Here is a 1264-nt window from a genome sequence, read left to right on the forward strand (position 1 = left end):
AGAACCCCAAGCCGTTCGTCTGGACGAAGACTGCCGACGACATCCTCGACACCCTCGCCGCATACTGCACACGAATTAACGACTCAGGACACTAGTCCCGTACATCGCTTGATTGTAGAATTTTCCAATCAACTGAGATCTGTTGGATGGAGAGCGATGAGCAGACACAGCTCCGATGCGCCGTCCCAGCGATGGCATGGTGTGCACAAGGCGCTCGCTGATCCCCTGCGGATCCGGCTACTGGAGGCGTTGTGGGAGATGCCGCGGTCCGCACGGGAGCTCGCCGATCAAGCCGACATCCCGGTTGATCGCCTCTACTACCATCTGGGTCAGCTTGAGCGGGCCGGGTTGATCGAGATCGCCGAATACCGGCCGCTGGCCCGTGGCAAGGTCGAGCGTGTCTATGCCCCTGCGGTCACCGAACCTCCCGGGGATACCGCGAGCCCGGAAGAGATGGTTGGGTTTCTCGGCTCGATGCTCGATGCCACTCGGGCCGATATCAGTGCCGCTTGGCGGTCGAAGCAGGCAGGCGGCCTCCGGGAAGTCGATGTGCACCGCGGTGCGCTGCGGCTGACCGATGAGGCGCTCGCCGAGCTGCGCGGCCACATCGAACGACTCGCCACCCGGTTCGGGGACCGTGATGCCCCGGGGGTCTGGACGCGAGTAGTTATCGCGCTTGTCGACCTGCAAGACCGTCCACCCCCTAATGCCGCTCCGCCCACGCCTGAGAGGTCGTCATGAATGACAACGAGGAGCACACGGCCAACGCAGTGATCCGAGCCTCGGACGCCGAGCGTGACTGGATCGAGGTGCAGTTGAAACACCACTACACAGTTGGCCGACTGACACTGTCCGAGCTCGAAGAGCGCGTGGCCGCAGCCTACGAAGCACGCACCCGTGAGCAACTCGATGCCCTCGTGAAAGATCTGCCGGGCGAAGCGGAATTACCTGTGTCACACACTCATGTGATCGACTCGCGTCTGCTGATCATCCTGTTATGCGTCGCACCCCCTGCGGCGCTCGTCTACTGGCTCATATCCCAACGCACAGCCCATCGCAGGCGTCCACGGGCGCAGGACTTGGCTCCGATACCTGATCCGAAAGACGAGACCGCGGACTACTGAACTTGATTGGGTGATGTCGGGCCGTTCGGCTGACAGCGGCTGGGTCGGGTCGGTAGCTGTGTGGTGTGAGATACGCGCAGGGCGGCGGTTTGACCGACGCCAAGAGGGCGGCGAGGGAACGGATCCGGCTGGAGGCGGTC

General features: G+C 63.0%; 2 protein-coding genes. Both read left to right on the top strand.

Annotated features, from left to right (window positions below):
• Positions 1–156 precede the first annotated feature (156 nt).
• Positions 157–741: an ArsR/SmtB family transcription factor gene (locus ACIBAE_RS29640; RefSeq protein WP_399291487.1), complete on the top strand. Its 585-nt coding sequence runs from the start codon at positions 157–159 to the stop codon at positions 739–741.
• Positions 738–1124, top strand: a complete 387-nt coding sequence (locus ACIBAE_RS29645) for a DUF1707 domain-containing protein (protein WP_399291490.1) — start codon at positions 738–740, stop codon at positions 1122–1124. The genes ACIBAE_RS29640 and ACIBAE_RS29645 overlap by 4 nt, the downstream gene beginning before the upstream one ends.
• The last annotated feature ends 140 nt before the right edge of the window (positions 1125–1264 follow it).

Source organism: Streptomyces sp. NPDC051569, assembly GCF_044454085.1.
Classification (GTDB): Bacteria; Actinomycetota; Actinomycetes; order Streptomycetales; family Streptomycetaceae; genus Streptomyces.